Below are 4,334 nucleotides of genomic sequence, written 5' to 3' on the forward strand. Positions count from 1 at the left end.
GAATATCAAACTGACATCCATGAATTGATCCAAAAAAGACCCCCACCAACCACAAACGTGGTCGACAGAGAAAAAAATTGGCATTTGACAAGTGCACGCTGTTGAGTTCTCAAAGATCGGACGCACCCACGTTCCAGTCTCTCGACCTTCTCCGCAGGGCAACTTCTCTATCTTACACATCCCGGCCCGCCTGTCAAACCAGCCCGGCAAGGCACGAAGCCCCACCACAACCGGCCAGAGCCTACACGAGAGTGGAAGAAACCCATCCTAAACCGGAACCCGGCCCACTCGCCAGGAGCAGATCAGATGGGATGGTTCGCTGCTTGAGGGGAGCCAGACCTTCCGGCCTTCCGCTCTACCCTTTGGGGCGAACAACAAGAACATTACGCCGAATCCACCCCACCGTCGAATCCACCCCACATCCCGGGCGTGTCGCACCCCACCACCCCCGGAATCACGCGGAAGCCGGCTCAGCGGGCCGCGCTACCGTTGATGCCATGACCGATGAACGATGGGTGTGGGGCGTCGGCCTCGCGACGACCGCCGAAGACGGAACCGTGCTCGACACGTGGTTCCCCTCCCCCGCAGCGGGGCGGATCCCGCTCGGGTTCGATCCGCAGATGCCGCCGGACGAGCTGGAGCGTCTCGCCGTCGCCGACGACCGACGGGCGGTGAGCGTCGACGTGGTGACGATCGAGGTGGACCTCGACGTCGCGCCGTCGTCGACCCCCGACGCCTACCTGCGCCTGCACGCGCTGTCGCATCGACTCGCGCGCCCCAACGAGGTGAACCTCGACGGCATCTTCGGGCACCTGCCCAACGTGGCGTGGACGACGGCCGGCCCGATGCACCCCGACGCCGCCACCCGGCTGCGTCCCTTCCTCGCACGCGACGGGATCCAGATCCAGGGACTCGACAAGTTCCCCCGGCTCTTGGACTACGTCACTCCCCCGGGTGTCCGGATCGCCGACGCCTCGCGCGTGCGCCTGGGGGCCTACCTCTCCCCCGGCACCACGGTCATGCACGAGGGGTTCGTGAACTTCAACGCCGGCACGCTCGGCCAGAGCATGGTCGAGGGTCGCATCTCGCAGGGCGTCGTCGTCGGCGACGGCAGCGACATCGGCGGCGGCGCGTCGATCATGGGCACGCTGTCGGGTGGCGGAAGCCACCGCGTGTCGGTCGGCGCGCGCACACTGCTGGGCGCGAATGCCGGCATCGGCATCTCGCTGGGCGACGACTGCGTCGTCGAGGCCGGACTCTACGTGACGGCGGGAACGAAGATCGTGCTCGCAGACGAAGCCCGCCGCGCGGACGGCTCGCTGCCCGCCGTCAAGGGCGCCGAGCTCTCGGGCCGCGCCGGTCTGCTGTTCCGGCGCAACTCCCTGACGGGTGCCGTCGAGGCGGTGCGCCGCGCGGGCGTGGGCGTCACCCTCAACGAGGCGCTCCACGCCTGAACCGCGACCTCGGCACCCCCGCACATCGGATGCCGCGTCCCCTTGGGGGCGCGGCATCCGTCATTCCGTCCTCATCCGCCGCGCCGACACTCCGCCGGCGTGACGGGTCGGGTCAGGAGAGACCGGGGTAGTTGCGCTCGGCGGCGCCGACGTACAGCTGCTGCGGGCGGCCGATCTTGGTCTGCGGGTCGCCGGCGGCCTCGCGCCACTGGGCGAGCCAGCCGGGCAGGCGCCCGATCGCGAACAGCACCGTGAACATGCGGGTCGGGAAGCCCATCGCCTTGTAGATCACGCCGGTGTAGAAGTCGACGTTCGGGTAGAGGCGGCGCTCCTGGAAGTAGGAGTCGTTGAGCGCGATCTCTTCGAGCTCCTTGGCGAGGTCGAGCAGCGGATCGCTGACGCCCAGCGCCGAGAGCACCTCGTCGGCCGACTCCTTGACGAGCTTGGCGCGCGGGTCGTAGTTCTTGTACACGCGATGCCCGAAGCCCATGAGCTTCACGCCGTCTTCCTTGTTCTTCACCCGCTCCACGAAGCGCTGCACACTCTCGCCCGAGTCGCGGATGCGTCCGAGCATGTCGAGCACCGCCTCGTTGGCGCCGCCGTGGAGCGGGCCGTAGAGCGCATTGATGCCGGCCGAGATCGACGAGAACTGGTTCGCACCGGTCGAGCCGACGAGCCGCACGGTCGAGGTCGACGCGTTCTGCTCGTGGTCCTCGTGCAGGATCAGCAGCCGCTCGAGCGCACGCGACATGACGGGGTCGACCTGGTAGACCTCCGACAGCACGCCGAAGTTGAGCTTGAGGAAGTTGTCGACGAAGCCGAGCGAGTTGTCGGGATACAGGAACGCCTGGCCGATGCTCTTCTTGTGGGCGTACGCCGCGATCACCGGCAGCTTCGCGAGCATGCGGATCGTGTTCAGCTCGACGTGCTCGGGATTGTTCGGGTCGGACTGGTGCTCGTAGTAGGTCGAAAGGGCCGACACCGCCGACGAGAGCACCGACATGGGGTGCGCCGTGTGCGGGAGCGCCGAGAAGAACCGCTTGAGGTCTTCGTGCAGCAGGGTGTGGCGGCGGATCTTCTCGTCGAACTCGGCGAGCTCGTCGGCCGTGGGCAGCTCGCCGTAGATCAGCAGCCACGCGACCTCGAGGTACGTGCTGTTCTTCGCCAGCTGCTCGATCGGGTAGCCGCGATAGCGGAGCACGCCCTGGTCGCCGTCGATGTAGGTGATCGCGGACTTGGTGGCCGCCGTGTTCACGAAGCCGTAGTCGAGTGCCGTGTAGCCGGTCTGGCGGGTGAGGGTGGAGAGGTCCACGCTCGGCGTGCCGTCCGTACCCCGAAGGAGGGGGAACTGGGCGGTCTTCTCACCGATCGTGAGGGTGGCCTTCTCCTGCTGGGTGCCCGCTTCGCTCACGGCGCCTCCTCGCGATTTCTGGTCGTACCGGGGGTGTCGTCCTGCCCTGTGCGACACCGTGGGGCGGTCTGCATCAGGACGGAGGAACGGGACGGGGGATGCCGCGTCGCCGCGTTACTACAGCCTAGTCCGCTGCCAGGACTACTGCTGACACGGCCAAAGGGATGCGGCATCCGATGGAGGAATCCTCACGCCCGCGCGCCGGCCGCACGCAGGCGCTGTGCGGCGGCCGCGATGCGCTCGTCGGACGCGGTGAGCGACAGTCGGATGTGCTGCGGGAAGTGCGTCCCGTAGAAATGGCCGGGGCCGGCAAGGATGCCGAGGTCGGCGAGCCGGGCGACGCTCTCCCACGCATCGCGGCCCTCCGTCGCCCAGAGGTACAGGCCGGCCTCGCTGGCGTCGATGCGGAATCCCGCGGCCTCGACCGCGGGGCGCAGCACCTCCCGCCGCCGGCGGTACAGCTCCTTCTGCGCGACGACGTGCGCATCGTCCCCGAGGGCGGCGACCATGGCGGCCTGCACCGGGAGGGGCAGCATGAGCCCGAGATGCTTGCGGGCCGTCAGCAGCCTGTCGACGAGGGCGGGATCGCCCGCGAGGAAGGCCGCGCGGTAGCCGGCGAGATTCGACTGCTTGCTGAGGGAGTACACCGACAGGATGCCGCGCAGCTCGCCGTCCGTCACACGGGGGTCGAGGGCCGATGGCACGGGTGCGGAATCCCAGGGCGCGTCCCAGCCGAGCTCGCCGTAGCACTCGTCGGAGGCGAGCACCGCCCCGAGCTCACGGGCACGCGCGACGGCGGCGCGCAGCGCCTCGACGTCGAGCACGCGACCATCGGGATTGCCGGGCGAGTTGACCCAGGCGAGGCGTGTCGCCTCGGGCCACTCGGACGGATCGTCCGCGGCGAACGGCGTCGCGCCCACGAGGCGGGCACCGACCTCGTACGTCGGGTACGCCGCCCGCGGGTGCACGACGACATCGCCGGGGCCCAGCCCGAGGAGGAGCGGAAGCAGCGCGACGAGCTCCTTCGACCCGACGGTCGGGAGCACGTTCTCGGGGCCCAGCCCGGCGACTCCGCGCCGGCGCTCGTACCACTGCGCGATCGCGGCGCGCAGCGCGGGAGTGCCCATCGTCTGCGGGTACGCGTGCGCGTCGGTCGCGACGCGCAGCGCATCGGCGACCACGGCGGGCGTCGGGTCTACCGGGGATCCGATCGACAGGTCGACGATGCCGTCGGGGTGGGAGCGGGCCCGCGCGGCGTACGGCGCGACGGCGTCCCAGGGGTAGTCGGCGAGGTCGGCGACCCCCACGTCAGTGTTCCTGCGGCGGGAGCGCCTCGATGATGGGGTGGTCCTTGTGGATGACGCCGACCTTGGCGGCGCCGCCCGGGGAGCCGATGTCGTCGAAGAACTCGACGTTGGCCTTGTAGTAGTCCTGCCACTCGTCGGGCAGGTCGTCCTCGTAGTAGATCG

3 protein-coding genes and 1 pseudogene are annotated in these 4,334 nt (G+C 69.1%); 1 reads left to right on the forward strand and 3 read right to left on the reverse strand.

What is annotated here, in order from left to right; genetic code table 11:
- Positions 1 to 497: 497 nt before the first annotated feature.
- Positions 498 to 1,454, forward strand: coding sequence for a 2,3,4,5-tetrahydropyridine-2,6-dicarboxylate N-succinyltransferase (dapD, locus tag IM770_RS17735; RefSeq protein ID WP_203582473.1), 957 nt, complete (start codon positions 498 to 500; stop codon positions 1,452 to 1,454).
- A gap of 112 nt (positions 1,455 to 1,566) precedes the next feature.
- Here the strand turns inward: dapD and IM770_RS17740 are convergent, their stop codons facing one another.
- The 3 genes and pseudogenes from IM770_RS17740 to IM770_RS17750 all read right to left on the reverse strand — a co-directional run.
- The gene (locus tag IM770_RS17740; protein ID WP_203582474.1) at positions 1,567 to 2,865 is read right to left on the reverse strand and encodes a citrate synthase; all 1,299 of its coding nucleotides are present in this window, start codon (positions 2,863 to 2,865) and stop codon (positions 1,567 to 1,569) included.
- Between the two features lie 188 nt (positions 2,866 to 3,053).
- Positions 3,054 to 4,172 (reverse strand): succinyldiaminopimelate transaminase, encoded by a 1,119-nt coding sequence (gene dapC / locus IM770_RS17745; protein ID WP_203582475.1) that lies wholly within the window; start codon positions 4,170 to 4,172, stop codon positions 3,054 to 3,056.
- A 1-nt stretch (position 4,173) separates the two neighbouring features.
- Positions 4,174 to 4,334: pseudogene (locus IM770_RS17750) on the reverse strand (ferredoxin); the annotation flags it as partial.

It is taken from the genome of Microbacterium hibisci (assembly GCF_015278255.1).
GTDB lineage: Bacteria > Actinomycetota > Actinomycetes > Actinomycetales > Microbacteriaceae > Microbacterium > Microbacterium hibisci.

Excerpts from the sequence above, each read along its gene's own strand:
- dapD (WP_203582473.1), top strand. The coding sequence starts at position 498 with ATGACCGATGAACGATGGGTGTGGGGCGTCGGCCTCGCGACGACCGCC.